At 41.6% G+C, this 16,240-nt stretch carries 14 protein-coding genes and 1 tRNA gene; 7 read left to right on the top strand and 8 right to left on the bottom strand.

The features are described 5' to 3' along the window. The first annotated feature begins 27 nt into the window (after nt 1-27). The 4 genes from AC060N_RS12335 (at nt 28) to AC060N_RS12320 (ending at nt 7,534) form a co-directional block, all read left to right on the top strand. The gene (locus AC060N_RS12335) at nt 28-1,092 is read left to right on the top strand and encodes a hypothetical protein (protein WP_479524058.1); all 1,065 of its coding nucleotides are present in this window, start codon (nt 28-30) and stop codon (nt 1,090-1,092) included. A gap of 370 nt (nt 1,093-1,462) precedes the next feature. After that, nucleotides 1,463-4,561: a type I restriction endonuclease subunit R gene (locus AC060N_RS12330; protein WP_479524057.1), complete on the top strand. Its 3,099-nt coding sequence runs from the start codon at nt 1,463-1,465 to the stop codon at nt 4,559-4,561. After that, nucleotides 4,558-6,183, top strand: a complete 1,626-nt coding sequence (locus AC060N_RS12325) for an HsdM family class I SAM-dependent methyltransferase (protein ID WP_479524056.1) — start codon at nt 4,558-4,560, stop codon at nt 6,181-6,183. Before AC060N_RS12330 ends, AC060N_RS12325 begins: the two co-directional genes overlap by 4 nt. Further along, entirely contained in the window at nt 6,176-7,534 is a 1,359-nt protein-coding gene (locus AC060N_RS12320; protein ID WP_479524055.1) for a restriction endonuclease subunit S, read from the top strand. The genes AC060N_RS12325 and AC060N_RS12320 overlap by 8 nt, the downstream gene beginning before the upstream one ends. A 445-nt stretch (nt 7,535-7,979) precedes the next feature. On the opposite strand, the gene AC060N_RS12315 is transcribed toward AC060N_RS12320, so the two are convergent. Next, on the bottom strand, nt 7,980-8,192 hold the full coding sequence (locus AC060N_RS12315) for a KilA-N domain-containing protein (protein WP_479526994.1): 213 nt from the start codon (nt 8,190-8,192) through the stop codon (nt 7,980-7,982). Here AC060N_RS12315 and AC060N_RS12310 point away from each other — a divergent pair. After that, complete coding sequence (locus AC060N_RS12310) at nt 8,184-8,360, top strand: hypothetical protein (protein WP_479524054.1); 177 nt, start codon at nt 8,184-8,186, stop codon at nt 8,358-8,360. The genes AC060N_RS12315 and AC060N_RS12310 overlap by 9 nt on opposite strands. An 819-nt stretch (nt 8,361-9,179) precedes the next feature. Continuing rightward, on the top strand, nt 9,180-9,419 hold the full coding sequence (locus tag AC060N_RS12305; protein WP_479524053.1) for a Rha family transcriptional regulator: 240 nt from the start codon (nt 9,180-9,182) through the stop codon (nt 9,417-9,419). Nucleotides 9,420-9,572: 153 nt separating this feature from the next. Here AC060N_RS12305 and AC060N_RS12300 read toward each other — a convergent pair whose 3' ends face one another. The 7 genes from AC060N_RS12300 to AC060N_RS12270 form a co-directional block, all read right to left on the bottom strand. Further along, nucleotides 9,573-10,901 (bottom strand): replicative DNA helicase, encoded by a 1,329-nt coding sequence (locus AC060N_RS12300; protein ID WP_479524052.1) that lies wholly within the window; start codon nt 10,899-10,901, stop codon nt 9,573-9,575. Nucleotides 10,902-10,925: 24 nt separating this feature from the next. Continuing rightward, nucleotides 10,926-11,627, bottom strand: coding sequence for a hypothetical protein (locus AC060N_RS12295; protein ID WP_479524051.1), 702 nt, complete (start codon nt 11,625-11,627; stop codon nt 10,926-10,928). 174 nt (nt 11,628-11,801) lie between these two features. Further along, a complete protein-coding gene (locus tag AC060N_RS12290; protein WP_479524050.1) occupies nt 11,802-12,149 on the bottom strand; it encodes a MerR family transcriptional regulator in 348 nt (115 codons plus the stop codon). Between the two features lie 276 nt (nt 12,150-12,425). Beyond that, nucleotides 12,426-12,593 carry a hypothetical protein gene (locus AC060N_RS12285; protein ID WP_479524049.1) on the bottom strand — a complete coding sequence of 56 codons (168 nt, stop codon included), beginning with the start codon at nt 12,591-12,593 and terminating at the stop codon, nt 12,426-12,428. 83 nt (nt 12,594-12,676) lie between these two features. Further along, nucleotides 12,677-13,432 carry a hypothetical protein gene (locus tag AC060N_RS12280; protein ID WP_479524048.1) on the bottom strand — a complete coding sequence of 252 codons (756 nt, stop codon included), beginning with the start codon at nt 13,430-13,432 and terminating at the stop codon, nt 12,677-12,679. A gap of 48 nt (nt 13,433-13,480) precedes the next feature. Then, complete coding sequence (locus AC060N_RS12275) at nt 13,481-14,710, bottom strand: phage integrase SAM-like domain-containing protein (protein ID WP_479524047.1); 1,230 nt, start codon at nt 14,708-14,710, stop codon at nt 13,481-13,483. A gap of 164 nt (nt 14,711-14,874) precedes the next feature. Then, a tRNA-Pro gene (locus AC060N_RS12270) sits at nt 14,875-14,949 on the bottom strand. A gap of 262 nt (nt 14,950-15,211) precedes the next feature. On the opposite strand from AC060N_RS12270, the gene trxB reads away from it, so the two are divergent. After that, on the top strand, nt 15,212-16,210 hold the full coding sequence (gene trxB / locus AC060N_RS12265; protein ID WP_479524046.1) for a thioredoxin-disulfide reductase: 999 nt from the start codon (nt 15,212-15,214) through the stop codon (nt 16,208-16,210). Nucleotides 16,211-16,240 lie beyond the last annotated feature (30 nt).

Genomic DNA, 16,240 nt, shown 5'->3' with positions numbered 1-16,240 from the left:
CGATTTAACTGAGTTAAAAAATTCAATATGAAAGAAAAGAAGTATTATCTGTTTAGTTTTATTATTATATTTTTTACAATCATTTTTTTGCTTAAACCGAATCTTTTTGCTGCTATGATAGGATTTGGTGAAAACCTAATTGCTCATGCAAGCACTATGCCTCGCAAATCAAATGAATCCTTATTTTTTGTGATTGTGTCAATTTCAATTGTCTTCCAAGTCTATTTCTTGCTGAAGGTTTTCCAAAAAAAATGTAAGTTACACAAGAAAGAGATTAATAATCTATACATAAGTCAAGACCTGGAATCTATCGAACAGAGATTTATTCATTTTTGGCAACACTATGAAGACGCCTTTAATTCTATTTTTTCTTCAGCAGGGAAGGATTTCATAGAAGATGTGGAAAAATTTAATTCTATCCCATGGCCTGGATTGGACGAAACCTTGGCGTCGATGGTTACGAGCGACGGAGTACAACTAAATACTTTTCCAATGCCTGTAAGAGACGAAATTTTGGCAGAGGCCAAGGTCGAAGGAAAAAGGCCAAGTCAAATAGCCTTAGAGAGGAGGCTTAAATTATTTGGTATTGTTGAGGATAAAGCTAGGAAATTGAGATATTTATTAGATCTGTGTAGGCTAATTGATAACTCTAAAATTCAAAGAGAAAATATTTATTTGTTCGAAAGCAAAATTAATGGAATATCCGGTAAATATAATATGGAGTTCACCGTGGAACATTTGGTTGCAGAACTTTGGAAAGCGATTACAAATACTTCTTTAATGTTGTCGTTTAGGGACGCGTGGACGGATGAAGAGTCAGAGTTTCCCCTTCGGTATTTATATGGCGGACCAATCGAGACGCGGCTAACGTCAACATTTATGCTTTTGGAAGAATTAAGGGCATATTTGCAAAAATTTAGAAAATCAAGCTCTCTAAATGCGAGTAAAATGAAGCTTTTTAAAAATATCGATCCTTACGAAAGTAAATATAGTTCCAGGTTAGAAATATCATATAATTATTTCAATACTAAGCTGAATTACCCACAGTCGTTCAAAAGGTTGATGTATATTAAAAATACACTAAATAACTAGTTTATAGCGATTGGTATTATTTCTGACTTGATTTAGTTCCGATTGGTGTTTGACAGTACGATAACAGACTGCTGGTAAATTTTCTACCGGTAGTCTTTCATAAAAAACCGAGATATTTAGCCAGCTTCTCAATCGTATCCAGTTTAGAATATTTGTTGGGCCACATTTCTTCAACTAAGCTTCGTATAATTGACAGTCACAACGTTCTGAAACATATGTGTACAACTCATTTTTTTATGTGTTGTCAATTATTTCCTTAGGTCTTCTCAATGAGCTAATAGGAAAGGCAAATTGAATTCTGTTTTTGATGGAACATAATTGTGTTTCGAAAAATGTATCTTAGGAAGTATTTTTGAATAGACCTACACCAATGAAATTTAACGAAGACTCACGAGTTAAAATCCCGTCCATCATCCATTTGACCCGATTGGGTTATACCTACCTGTCGTTGAAGGATGCCCAATGGGATGAAACGACCAACATCTTTACGGATATTTTCAAGACAAGTATTTCCCGAATTAACCCAGATGTTGATGAGGACGAAATTGACAAACTAACCGAGGAAACGTTCCTGACCTTAGACAACGAGGATTTGGGAAAGGCTTTTTATGAAAAACTGACGGAAAAGTCAGGAACCAAACTCATCGACTTCGAGAATTTTGACAACAACACGTTTCATGTCGTTACTGAGCTGACCTACAAAAACGGTGACGAAGAGTTCCGCCCCGATATCATCTTATTGGTTAACGGTATGCCGCTGGCTTTTATTGAAGTGAAAAAGCCGAATAACCGGGAAGGTGTTCTGGCGGAGAGAGACCGAATCAACAGGCGGTTCAGTAACAAGAAATTCAGACGGTTTGTTAATATCACGCAGTTGATGGTTTTCTCCAACAATATGGAATACGACGATGAATCGACTGACCCCATCCAGGGAGCGTTCTATGCATCGTCATCGTATCACCAACCTATTTTCAATTACTTTCGGGAGGAGGAGAACCTGGAGCTGGATAAGCTACTGATTCCGGAAGATGATGAGCTGGAAAACTTTATCCTGAAAGACAACAATCTGCCCATCATTAAACACAATCCGGAGTTCCTGACTAATAAAGACCCGAATACCCCGACCAACCGGCTTTCGACTTCGTTGTTTGGCCGTGAACGTTTGAAGTTCATGCTGCAATATTCCATCGCTTATGTAAAAGGCAACAAGGGATATGAAAAGCACGTGATGCGGTATCCGCAGATTTTCGCCACCAAGGCCATTGAGGCTAAGTTAAACGAGGGGGTGAAGAAAGGAATCATATGGCATACCCAGGGAAGTGGTAAAACAGCGCTGACGTTTTATAATGTGAAATACCTGACTGATTATTTTCAGAAACAGGATAAACCGGTGGTTCCCAAGTTCTATTTTATCGTAGACCGTTTGGATTTGCTGACGCAGGCCAAGCGGGAGTTTGCCAGTCGTGGTCTGGTGGTGCATATTGTTAATTCGAGAGATGAGTTTTCCCGGGAAATCAAAAAGACAACGGCTATCCACAATCATTCGGGTAAGCCGGAAATTACCGTGGTCAATATTCATAAGTTCAAGGATGATCCGGATGTGGTTTCCCGGAAGGATTACGATATTAACATACAGCGGGTGTACTTCCTCGATGAGGTTCACCGGAGCTACAATCCCAAAGGTAGTTTCCTGGCCAACCTGAAAGAATCGGATCCGAACTCCATTAAAATTGGATTGACCGGAACGCCGCTCCTGGGCGATGATTATAACTCACGTGCTTTGTTCGGGAACTATATCCACAAATATTACTACAATGCCTCCATAGCCGATGGGTACACTCTTCGTTTAATCCGCGAGGAGATTTCGACCAACTACAAGATGGTGCTCGAAAAAGCGTTGGATGAAGTGGAGGTTTTGAAGGGAGATGTCGACAAGAAGGTTATTTTTGCGCATCATAAATTTGTGGAGCCGATGCTCGATTACATTGTTGAAGATTTTGAAAAAGGGCGGTTGACGTATAACGACAGCACCATTGGTGGCATGGTTGTTTGCGATAGTTCGGAACAGGCCCGGCAACTGTACCACATCTTCAACGAAAAGTATGCATCTAAAACCATTCACTTAGAGGCTCCCCAACAGGAAGAGGCGTTAAAAGCGGCTGCCGACAGTGAAACACCTTATCATACGAAAACGAGGAACGACAGAAGAGCAACAACTGCTGCCTTAATCCTGCACGATGAGGGCACTCAGGAAGAGCGAAAAGCCCGGGTGGAAGATTTCAAGGACGGGAAAATCGATTTCCTTTTTGTTTACAATATGCTGCTAACCGGTTTCGATGCCAAGCGGCTCAAAAAACTGTACCTGGGACGTGTCATTAAAAAACACAACCTGTTGCAGACGCTTACACGGGTCAATCGGCCTTACAGAGATTTCAGATACGGCTATGTGGTCGATTTTGCCGATATCCGAAAAGAATTTGATGCCACCAACAAAGCGTATTTCGAAGAGTTACAGTCGGAACTGGGGGATGAACTGGAGCACTATTCCAACCTTTTTAAATCGAAAGAAGAGATTGAAGGCGAAATTGCCGAAATAAAGGAGCTTCTGTTTCATTTCGATACGACCAATGCCGAAATCTTCTCACAACAGATTAGCCAAATCAGCGACATCGGGAAGATGCAGGCCATCAAGAAGGCCCTGGAGAATTACCGGAGCCTGTACAACCTGATTCGTCTTTTTGGTCATTACGATTTAATTGAGAAATACGACTTCGAAAAGGTGAATGTGTTGTACCGCGAAGCCTGCAACCACCTGAATTTGCTGAACCTGAAAGAACACATCGAAAGCAGTGCCGACACCACTAATTTGCTGAATGTGGCCCTGGAGGATGTGCTGTTCATGTTTACCAAGATTTCGGAAGAGGAGCTGATTATTGCTGACGAGTTAAAAGAAACCCTGCGAAAAACACGCGAGGCACTGGCCGGCAATTTCGATAAAAAGGACCCGTACTTTGTTTCCTTGAAGGAAGAGCTGGAGCGTTTGTTTAAGAACAAAAAGCTCAACGAAATATCGCAGGAGGAGATGAAAGCCAACATTGCCAGTTTGCGGAAGATTCATGAGAAGATTAAAGAGCTGAACCGGCAGAACAATTTATTACGCGACAAATACCACCAGGATGAAAAATATGCCCGTATCCATAAGCGATTGGTGGAACGGGGCAATATTTCGAAACGGGAGAGTGAACTTTTTGACGCGTTGGAGAGTATCAAGAAAGAAGCGGATGAGACAGTGTTGAAAAATACACATATTTTAGAGGCCGAAAGCTATTTTGAACAGCTGATGGTCCGGCTGGTCGTTAACAAGTTTGTGACGGAAAACCACATTCAGCTGGATGTGGAAAGTTCACGGTTTATTAACCGGTTAGTGGTAAAAGAATATATGGACGAATATAACGGAGTAGTTGCATGACAACCATCGAATTTCAAAACAGAACCAAACAGTTAATCGATAGCCTGAAGGGTGTATGTACCAATTATGGACTGGGAAACGACGGGAACGAGTTCAAAATCATCACTCAGGTTTTCCTGTATAAATTTCTGAACGACAAATTTGCTTACGAGGTAAAGCAGCTGGACGATAAGCTCGCCAAAGCGGAAAACTGGGAACAGGAACTGAGTACCTATTCGGAAAACGATTATGAGATGTTGCTGATGCAGCTGAATGCCGATACGGCCCGGCTGAAACCCGAACATTTCATATCGCACCTGTTCGACCTGCAGAACGAACCCGATTTTGCCAAAACCTTCGACGATACGTTGCGCGACATTGCCATCAGAAACAACGACATTTTCTCGGTAAAGACAGCCGGGGGTACCAAAGTGACCCTCTTCGACCGGTTGAGCGAGTACATTTCTGATACTTCCAAACGGGATGACTTTTGCCGGGCGCTTATCAACAAACTTACCGGCTTTAGTTTCGAGCACATCTTCAATCAGAAGTTCGATTTTTATGCCACCATCTTCGAGTACCTCATTAAGGACTATAATAGCAACAGTGGGGGTACTTATGCTGAGTATTTTACTCCCCATGCCGTAGCAAAAATCATGGCGGCCATTTTGGTTAACGAACCGGTGCAGAATGTGACCTGCTATGATCCGTCTGCGGGTTCCGGAACCTTATTAATGAATTTAGCACATGCTATTGGTGAGGACAGTTGTACCATTTACTCGCAGGATATTTCACAAAAATCGTCAACCTTGCTACGATTGAACCTGGTCCTGAATAACCTGGTGCACTCCATTCAAAACATCATCCAGGGCAACACCATTCTGAGCCCGTACCACACGGATGATAAAGGGGAACTGGCGAAGTTCGATTACATCGTTTCCAACCCACCATTCAAACTCGATTTTTCCGATTTTCGCGACGATTTGGATACGAAGGAAAACAACGCGCGCTTTTTTGCGGGTATTCCAACTATACCCCCAAAGGATAAAAGCAAGATGGCTATATATCAACTCTTCCTGCAGCACATCATTTACAGTTTGCAAAAAGGGGGAAAAGCGGCTGTGGTGGTTCCTACTGGTTTTGTTACCGCCCAAAGTGGGATTGACAAAAAGATACGGCAGAAACTGGTGGACAAAAAGATGCTGGCCGGAGTAGTCTCCATGCCCAGCAATATCTTTGCTACTACAAATACCAATGTTTCCATACTGTTTATCGACGATACCAATAAGGATGGCGTGGTGCTTATCGATGCCTCCAGCCTGGGCGAAACCATCAAGGATGGTAAAAACCAGAAGACATTACTTTCTGAAGCTGAAGAAGACAAAATCATCAGCAATTTCAACAGGAAAGTTCCGGAGGATGACTTCTCTGTGGTGGTTCAATATGACGAAATCAAGACCAAAAACTATTCCCTCAGCGCCGGACAATATTTCGAGGTGAAAATTGAATATGTTGACATCACTCCGGAGGAGTTCGAAGCCAAAATGAACGGTTACAAAAGCAACCTTAATCAACTGTTTCGGGAGTCGGCTGAATTGGAAAATGAAATTCGAAAGCAGGTGGAGGGATTAGAGTATGAATAAGTGGAGGAAATTACAGATTGGTCAGGCGGTTAATTTTAATCCAACGGAAAAGTTGAAAAAGGGAACCCTGGCAAAAAAAATTCCGATGGGTATGTTAACTGAGTTTCAACGAAAAATTAATGGATTTGAAATCAGTAACTATAATAGTGGCCCAAAGTTTAGAAACGGTGATACTTTACTTGCCAAAATAACTCCTTCGCTGGAAAATGGGAAAACGGCTCAAGTAGATATTCTTGGTGAAGATGAAATTGCTTTTGGTTCTTCTGAATTCATCGTTTTGAGGGAAACTACGCGGACCATATCCGATTTTATTTATTACTTAGCCATAAGCCCGACTTTTCGAAAAAGAGCTATAAGTTGTATGGAGGGCACTTCAGGAAGAAAGCGTGTAAATGAGAATACTCTAAAATACTTTGAGCTTCCTTTTCCTACAATACCAGAACAAGGACGAATTTCCAAAGTACTTAAATCTCTCGATACCAAAATCGAACTCAACAACCACATCAATGCTGAGTTGGAGCAGATGGCCAAAACTCTGTACGATTACTGGTTTGTACAGTTCGATTTCCCCATTTCGGCCGAACAGGCTGCAGCCATGGGAAAACCGGAACTCGAAGGAAAGCCCTACAAATCGTCCGGTGGAAAGATGGTGTACAATGCTGAGTTGAAACGGGAGATTCCGGAGGGGTGGGAAGTGAAAAAATTGAAAGACTATTTAAAGCATAATTATAATTCAATCTCAAGATCTAAAAGTTTCACTAAAATAAAATATCTGGACACTAGTAGCTTGACAGAAAATCGTATTTCATCATTGCAATATATAAATTGCTTAACAGACAAGATACCTAGCAGGGCTCAACGTATTGTTTCAAAGAATGATATTTTATATTCAACTGTCAGACCAAATCAGTGCCATTTCGGTATTATCAAAGAACCAACTGAAAACATGATTGCCTCCACTGGTTTTGTGCAATTAAGTTCAAAAGAGCATGGGGTAAGCAATGATTTGATATATACATTTATTTCCTCTCATTGGGTAACTACTAGATTGCAACAGATTGCTGAACTTTCAGTTTCTGCATATCCATCTATTTCTCCAACAGACATACTTGAATTAAGAATAGCGTTACCAAAGGATAAATTAAGTAATCTACTTAAGTCCATAAATAAGCAACTCGACGATTCTTATACTTTGATTAGTATTAATCAAAAACAAAACCAACAACTCGCTACTCTTCGCGACTGGTTGTTGCCGATGCTGATGAACGGGCAGGTAACGGTGACGGGGGCGGAGGAAGACGTAAGGCAGGCGATGGCCGCGGAGCCGGAAACGGGGTATGGAAAACATTAAAAAAGGACAGCCATCAGGTTGTCCTTTTTACGTTGGTTTAATTAGCTGGGTTGAATGGCTATTGATTCAGCCCGCTAGGGGTATTCCCCAAACGGTATTTATGCCCACAAAAGTAGAATTATATTTCCTCATTGATAGTGCTCTGAGGCTATTGGATGAGCATTCCGATTGGTGTTAAGTGCTGTTGAATAGTTATAGAACTGTCCTCCTAATGTGCTTGAAATTAGCCGCACGGAATATCTTCCGAACGGGTAGAGTTGGACCAATCCAAACCTATGGGATTTTCCCATAGCTTCATCGGAATCTATATTGTTACAGAAAGTACATGAATTTGCCACTCCCCAAAATTGGGGAATGCGAATACAATGTGGAAAACTATCAGAAATTCAAAGAGTATTAAATAACCTGAATGAGACCTCTATTTAATGACCTTAGCTGATCCGGATTAGTAAATGTCATGCCCCCAAAGCCAACAGGCAAACTCCATCGCTACACCTTTGTGCATCCAGGTTCCCCGATTGTGGTTTTCACCCACCGTTTTTGTAAAAATAAGGTGGTCACGGACAATATTCCGTGACGTTGATAATATGCGCAAAAACTCTTTTGCCTGCGTGGTTTTAGTCCAATCACTTGGTTGTCTTCCGAAATTATGAGCGATTTCAGTGGCATTTACTTTGACACTATCGAGATACCATCATTAACCGAACCACCTTACTTTAATGCAGCCAGGTCCGCACGGGGAATTCCCCGTGCGGCTGATAATGAGTCGATAAAATTCTTTGATATGGGCAAGACCGCATTGTTTGCCGTGAAATCGCACGACTGACAGGGAAAAGAAACGATAATGTTTTAAAAGATTGCGACAAATTAAATGAGCATTACAAAAATTTGACCCTTCCTCACATCGGAGGAGAGGTACAATATGACAGAGGCCAGCGCAAACAGTATAACTATTTAAAAAAGGAGACGATTGAAGAAGGATGCGGAAGGTTTGATGTTGATGAATATCCATTGATCATAGAAACGTTTTATACTATCCCAAGCACAGGTAAACAGAAACACAGAGAGTTCCTACTAACCCGAATGCAGACTTTCGATTTGATGACCGAAAAAACTGCGGAGTAATGAAAGCTATGAGCCTCTCTCAAAAGCCATCGGGCAAACTCCATTGCTACACCTTTGTGCATCCAGGTACCGGAATCTTTTTCAGCAACCTCCACTAAATCAGTCAAAGTGTGATTTCTCACTTTGGAAAATACCTCAATAAATAATGCGCTGAAATTCCAGCGTATTTCACGACTGACAGGCAAACATCACAATCACGTCTTACGTGATATTGGCATATTTAAAGAAAAATAAGAGGAGCTTTCACTATCCAAAGTTGGATACTGCGATTACAAAGGTGAAAACGGTCAAAAATACAAGGAGTACCTATTAATCCGAATGCAGACTTTCGATTTTATGACTTTTGCCGATACGCAGGAGTGAAATATATGAAACTCCCCCAAGGCCATCGGGCAAACTCCATGGCTACATCTTTGTGCATTCGTGTTCCTTTATCAGGGCCTCCTACTCTTGAAAAAACAAGGTCCGCTCGGACAATATTCCTAACGTCTGATAGTGAGTCGATAAAGCTCTTTGAGAAGTGCGTGGCAAAATTGTCTGCCGTGAAATTGCACGACTGACAGGGAAAAGACACGACCATGTTTGTCGAGACTGTGACACTCTAAACAAAAAGTACGAGAATTTGTCACTCCCCAAAATTGGGGACTGCGATTACAAAGGTGAAAACGGTCGTAAATACGAGGAGTACCAATTAACCCGAATGCAGACTTTCAATTTCATGACCGATAAGATTACCGGTGTAACGAAGCTTCTTCTGTAATAGTGGTTCAAAAAGCTGTAACATAATTGTATAATTAGTTGCTTCTTTCTTGCAGATAATCTTTGCTTTACGGTTTTTCAGTGTATACATGTTTGTGCATGTGTGAATAATAGAAAACACAGGAGTCAAGTGAGGCGATTTTTTGATGGGTAGTTAGGAGATTTCTTCAAAACGTGTCATTTCTTCATTGGCCCTGATTTTAACACTACCCAAGCTGCCCCGTCTGTTCTTTGCAACGATTAATTTTATTTCATTGGAAGGAATCGGAGTTTTGTCTTCGGTCTCGGCTCCTTCTTTTATATATCCCGGGCGCCAGGGAAATAATACAATGTCTGCGTCCTGTTCCAATGAACCTGATTCACGCAGATGTGATAGTCTGGGTTCTTCCCGGTCTGCTTCCCGGTTAAGTTGGGCGAGGCATATGACGGGGAGATCTTCTCCAAGGGCCATTGTTTTCAGGGATCGACTGATTTGGGCTACTTCCTGTTCCCTGAATTTGGATGCCGTGGAAGGGATGATTAATTGAAGGTAATCGATGATAACCAAATCACAGCGATTTGCTTTGCGATTACGTCGAACGATGGACTTAATTTGATTGACATCTGTACCTGCATAATCATTCCATTCAATAGGGAGTCTTTCAAGTTCAGTAGCGGCTTGGTTTAAGCTCTTCCAACTCTTTTTTTCGATATTTCCATCGCGTACGTTGGTTCGTTTGACATCTGAATGCGCAGAAAGTAATATCCGCATCAGATCGGTTTTTTTCATTTCAAACGAGAAAAAGTTAACATGATATCCTGCCTTAGCTGCCATTACAGCAAACTTCAAAGCAAGGGAGGTTTTCCCCATCCCTGGTCTGGCAGCCAGGTAAACCAGATTCGTTTTTCGCCATCCACCTATTAGCTTATCAAGCGATGGGAATCCTGTATTTATGCCAGGTACGATTCCCTCTTTGACTTTTTGGGCATCTTCTTCCAACTCAATAATGGTTTCTCTGAGGACATCAGCCTGACTGGTTCCTGTATCATTGCCGAAGATGATATTGTTGAACTCTTCTTCCAGTTCTCCCCATAAACTAGGTAGGTGCTCCAACATTGAATCATCATATGCTTTTGCTTCGGTCTCTCGTGCTTTTTGGATGATGGTTCGTTGAAGATAGCGTTGAATAACAATATTGGTATGATTTGGCAAGTGATACGTGGTTCCAATTCTCTGGGTTAAACCTGACAGATATACTGGACCGCCTATTTCATTCAATTTGCCTCTAGTTTTTAATTCCTCAGTTACGGTAACTAAATCAATTGCCTTGGAGGCCTGAAGCATCTCCAGTATAATTCTGTAAATGTGTTGATGTATTGGCAGGTAAAAATGTTCAGGTTTAAGTTTGTCGCTGATTTCTTCGATTTTTTCTGGCTCAAGTAATATTGCTCCTAGAACAGCTTTCTCAATTTCCGGGGCCTGAGGGGGTACTTTGTCAAACATATGCTTAATATTTTATGCAATTAATTACCAGTTTTCAATAATGAGCTTATTTCTGTGGGAAGATGTCCTGACTTTGCTGAGCGGAGTGTTTTCCCATGTCTTTTCATCTAGATATCGTACCGGGTTCTGTCTGTACTTTGTGTCAGGGGTTTCATCTATATAAACAGGAATATGTTCCATCGCTTTCGTGCGTTCAATGTCAGTTAGTTTGGTCCATAATCTTTCCGCTTGGATTTTATTTCCCTGCTGCTTTCCATAGGCGTTCCAGAAATCGACAAAGGGAACATTCAGTGCTAAATGATCTTTATTATCATTCTTTTCATTCTTGTTAGTGTTCTTTTGCAGTTCCTCTGTGGTTCTTTCACTGTTCTTTTGCGGTTCCTGAAGCAGGTCAGCTTGTTGATACCGGTCATAGTTTCGTATTGTGACTATGGTCGTTGCGGAACTGGTGTCGAGCTCAATTTGCTGTTCTTCATTCCTGAGTTCATTCAGAAAATTGGATACTTTCTTCCTGCTCCATTGCCATCTTTGTGCAAGGGTTGTTTGCGAGCTACCCACCTGGCCACGCTTTATTGGTACCCGCCGGCCTTTTACACGGATAAATCCATCCTTATGATTCGCTAACATAAGCAGGTCTACCCACGCCTGACCTCGGGTAAATGGTTCGGATAACCACAGATCATGTCCTAATAAACTCCTGTGGAGTTTTATCCATCCTTGGTTCATTGATGTTGTTGTTTTTGAGGTTATAAGTAAACGAGGGATTCAATAGATCATCCTTACCCGGGCGGATGATGATATTGAAAAGAGATAATTGTCTCTGCAGAGATGAATTTGGAGAAGTCAACTACCTGCTATGGGCAAATCCAATATAGCAGGTAGCTACGTGTGTTGGTTTTACTAAAATGGAGCTACTTTCCCTTCGTGCATTAATGCGATTAACTGTTCGATTTCCTTCTCCGGATATCGACGCCTTTTGTTTACCAGGAAGCTACTAAGTATTCCGAAACGTTCCCAATTTCGTAATGTGTGCTTGTCAATATAGAAGTTTTTGGCAGCTTCTTTCCGAGTGACTAGTTTATCGTCCCGGTTTCCTTTTTTTATTCTCACTTTCTCCCCAGGAAAGAATTCATATTCGTTGTATTCCTTCGTTTTCGAATCCTTGATTTTTCCGGCTATTTCCCTGGCAATATTGAGAATTGATTTTTCAACTTCAGAGATGAAAGTGGTGGTTTTAAAATTTCTCATGGTAAAAGTGTTTTAAAATTTACACCACAATAATACTGTAGGAAGTTGACCCGGTGGGAAGACTTATACGAAATTAAGTCGACCAGTTTAGGTGGTCTACTTTTATTGGTTAGGGATATAATAGTCAGAAAAAGAGTGTTTTGCGGTTGGTTGTAGGTGGTCCACTTTTTCCCGGTTTTTAATAGGAAAACGACCAATTCAAAGACCTAATGTCATTAATAAGTTTTCTTTGACGAAAGAAATCGGCGGTGGGGAATAAATGTGATGGTGATTTTGTCAATTTTGACGTAGCTTCATTCTTTGCTCCTTCCGTTGTCGCAGTTCTTCAGCCATCTCCGCAGCAACTTCCCTTGGGGATTTTCCGGTTGCCTCTGCTTTTAATCGAATAAGCTGTCGAACGAAATTCATTCTTGATTCTTTACTGTATTTTTTACTAGGCTTCATGGGTATTGTTTTTTAGGGATTAACGAAATTCAGTGATTCCAGCTAGGAATTGGCTGAAGGGTATTCTATAATTGAGCACCTTCTCACTGATCTAATATGGAATTTATGGTGTCTTCAAAACCATAAAAATTGATACGGTCTTTTTGGGGGCGCTTGAGACTATCAGAGATGAATGGTCCCTTCTTATCAACGAACAGTCTTGCGGTCTTTTTGAGGTCCACATTAGATAGTTTTCCAAGCATTAATTCCAAAAAGACAAACAGAGCAATCTTGTTACCTCGCCCCGCCATCTGGCCGCGATCGCTTTTAATAAGCCAAATAATTGGTTCTTGGGCTTCGGTTGGATGTGAGTTAAAGACTTTTTCAAAGTTCTCTTTCGGAGTCTGAATATATTTCTCGGCAGTCATGAAATCATAGATCTCAGTTAGTTTGCGCTTCGGGATTTTACACGTAAACCCAATGGGGCTTTGGGAGGCATTCTGCGTTTGGTTTTGATTTAATTGTCTGAATTCTCTCTTTAAAACTTTGCCTTTGACTGCTTCCAAAACCTCATTTAACTTTTCCCAAAAGTCGTTTTTGACCTTGCTGGGACATGTGAGCGTTTTTAACCCCATTAGTGATCTATTCCTTTCCAGGGTCAATTCAATGTCCCTAAAACCCGCAAGATCCTCACTAAGGGCCAATATCCTGATTCCGCTGAGTAATTTCTTTCTGGCGTGTTCATGCTTGCAATAGAAGAGAATCACATCATGCCAGAATTCATCCGAGTGCAAATTGACCTTCTCTTTGCGTTCTGATTCGTTCTGATATAAGTCAAAGAAGTATAAGAATTCAATCATAAAACAGACTAATTAGAGTTGTTGATTACGTTCTTCGGTTTTAGTGGTTTATTCAAAACCTTCGAATGCCGTCTCGATTACCTTCGCATTCGCTTCATCAATAATCCGGTAATCTTCGTTCACATAGATATCGGTTGTTGTTTTCGGACCATGCCCCAGGGCACGTCTTATGTCATCCATGGGTAACCGGCACACGTTACGGGCGATGTTGGCCCAGGTGTATCGCGCCCAGTAGGTGGTAATCGGACCGATTTCCAATTCTTCTCCGATTTTCTTCAACCACTTGTTCTGCGTTTTGGTGATGTATTTATGGTCGTTGCTCAACTCAATAAAACGGAGCAAATGTGATTCCCCTTTGTATCTTTCCAGCAGGGGTTGTACCCGGTCATGTATTTTAAGGTTGTACTTACGACCGGTCTTCGATCGTGTGTATTTTAAGCGTCCATTCTTGATATCCTCTTCCGTGAGATGGACGAGGTCAATCACGTTAATTCCAACGAGCATGAAATTGATGAGGAAAAAGTCTTTGGCTGTTTGGCGACGACCGTCCGGAGCCTGGTATTGGATAAATTTTCTGAGTTCTTCCAAAGACATGTCCCGGTAGTCTGTTTCCTCTTTCTTGATCTTGTATTTTTTGAAAGGGTAGTATTTTCCGTATTCCAGGTAATCCCACTCATAGGCTTTGTTGAAAACAGCCCGGATGTTCCTCATGTGAATGGAGATCGTATTCACCGAATTTCCCAGGTTGCTGAGGTTAATGAAAAGAGATTCCAGGAATTGAGGTGTGATTTCGGAGAAAGGAATGTCTGTCCGAGTATAATCCCACAGCGTCTCACGCGTCCATTGGTAGATTTGTGCCGTTCGGTTTTCCTTTTTGATGCCAGCCTTGTTTCTAACATTCATGTTCAAACGGTCAATATACTCATCAATGACATCAAAGAAACTAATTTCATCTGTTTCACTTTGCGGGGTAGAAACCTCTTCGATGTGGTCCATGATTTGCTCGATGGTGAGGAATTTGGTCGGCGTTTTAATCGAAGCGATAATTCCTTCCACGTGCACTTTAATGGTCGAAAGTGCCATATTTAACTCTTGTGCTTTCGGATGCCGGACGACACGTCCGTTTTTGAACTGTGTAGGCTTTACATAAACATCAGTCGGAATCTCCCGACGAAAGCTTTTTGAGTCGTTAATCGATTTATGGGTAATCCGGACTTTTACATTCGCGGTACCATCTTTTAGTATTCGATCTCTCACAACTAAGGAAACACTTGCCATATCGGAGGTGATTTTGTGTACACTTTTGTGTCACCTAAAGTAGCGAATTTGTGCCTGAAAGTGGGTTTGTTTTAACAAAATATTGAGAGGTTCTGCAACAGGTCGAGGCATAAAAAAAGCCTGAAACGCTTATTTTTATTGACGTTTCAGGCTTTCCAAATCTGTCGGGGTGACAAGATTTGAACTTGCGACCCCTCGCCCCCCAGACGAGTACTCTAACCAAGCTGAGCTACACCCCGATTTGCTTATGCGGATGCAAATGTAGGTTGCTTTTTCAATTTTACAAAATTTTCAACTCAAAAAGATTCCCGCTGTCCGAGTGTTTACGCTTATTGCATTGGTTTTCAAAAATCCTGAATTTCGAATTGGCAACAAGCATCTCTTCATAGTTTTTGTTTATGTTCAGATAATAAGAATCAATTGATATTTTTCGGAAGAAAACGCTTTGATGCGTAACTTTGTGACCAAATAAAAGGAATTAAAAACGAAAAAATTATAGAGATGTTTAAATCCATGAATCTTGGGGACAATCAGTCGGAAAAGACCGAACCCACAGGAGAAGTTGAAAAAGTAAAATGTCTGATCATTGGATCAGGACCCGCAGGATACACGGCAGCTATATATGCAGCACGTGCCAATTTGAGTCCGGTAATGTACGAAGGATTGCAGCCAGGCGGACAGCTGACGACAACAACCGAAGTAGAGAACTTTCCCGGTTACCCGGAAGGTATTACCGGCCCGGTAATGATGGAAGACCTGAAAGCACAAGCCAAGCGTTTTGGAACGGATGTTCGCTGGGGACTGGCAACAAAAGCTGAATTAGATGGTCCTCCTCACCGCATTACCATCGATAACAAGAAGGTAATCGAAGCCGATACGGTAATTATTGCCACAGGTGCAGAAGCCAAGTATCTTGGTTTGGAGGACGAGAAGAAATACGCTGGTTCGGGCGTTTCAGCCTGTGCCACCTGTGATGGATTCTTCTATCGTGGTAAAGACGTGGCTGTTGTTGGTGGTGGTGATACTGCTGCCGAGGAAGCATTGTACCTGGCCGGACTGTGTAAAACAGTTTATATGATTGTTCGCCGTGACGAGTTGCGTGCTTCGAAAGTGATGCAGGAGCGTGTATTCAATACCAAGAATATAGTGGTTCTCTGGAAACATCAGACCAAGGCTCTGTTCGGCGATGGGGTAGTTGAAGGAGCTACGTTATGGAAAAATAAGGGCGAAGCCCATGAAGAAGAGGTTAAGATTAAAATCGATGGATTCTTCCTGGCGATTGGTCACAAACCGAACTCTGATATTTTCAAAGATTACGTGAAAACCGACGATGTCGGATACATTCATACCATTGGTAACAGTTCCAGAACTGATGCTGAAGGTGTATTTGCCTGTGGCGACGTAATGGACAGTACCTATCGGCAGGCAGTTACCGCTGCTGGTTCGGGATGTAAAGCCGCAATCGATGCTGAGCGTTACCTTTCGGAAAAGAATAGCTGATTTTTGCTGAACACTGATTTTGACAAATAA

This window comes from Prolixibacter sp. DSM 2831 (assembly GCF_056493735.1).
This window is presented reverse-complemented; position numbering and strand designations above follow the sequence as displayed.